The organism is Limnospira sp. PMC 1279.21 (genome assembly GCF_032349615.1).
In the GTDB taxonomy this organism is placed as follows: domain Bacteria; phylum Cyanobacteriota; class Cyanobacteriia; order Cyanobacteriales; family Microcoleaceae; genus Limnospira; species Limnospira fusiformis.
In genome coordinates this window covers 1-546 of sequence record NZ_JARPLU010000502.1, presented here as the reverse complement: position 1 = coordinate 546, position 546 = coordinate 1, and the positions used below count along the sequence as shown (strand labels likewise).

General features: G+C 46.0%; 1 protein-coding gene. It reads left to right on the top strand.

The annotated features are described in order from the left end of the window. Window positions 1-429, top strand: a 429-nt coding sequence (locus P5683_RS25655; protein WP_035759843.1) for an HNH endonuclease, incomplete at its 5' end; no start/stop codon positions are given. Window positions 430-546 lie beyond the last annotated feature (117 nt).

The following is a 546-nucleotide window of genomic DNA, read 5'->3' as shown; positions in this document are numbered from 1 at the left end:
TACTTCCAACAAGGAACGGTTAAACTTAGCAATGGGAAAGAAAGACATGAATCTTGGTTATTCAAGACTAAAGATGGATTTCAACTATGGAAACATAATTGGACTCCGATTGTCAGACATACCACAATACGCCCTGATGCAACACCATACGACGGAAACTGGACTTACTGGGCAACCAGAAAAGGACAAGCAATCGACACGCCAATTAGGGTAGCAAAACTACTCAAAAAGCAAAAAGGCAAGTGTACCTGGTGTGGGCAATACTTTACCCCATCAGACCTAATTGAAGTAGACCACATTGTACCTCGAAGCCTCGGTGGAAAGGATGAATACAAAAATCTTCAGCTATTACACCGCCACACCCGCGACGATAAGACGGCACTTGACAAGGCCAACGCTGTGTCCTTAACAATGGAGCAGTCAAACTAGGAGCCGTGTGAAGGGAAACTTTCACGCACGGTTCTGAATGGGAGGGGATGGAGGCGACTCCATTCTCGACCCCTAATCGGGGACTTGAACAGGTTTTCGCCAAAATGAGAATTGCTG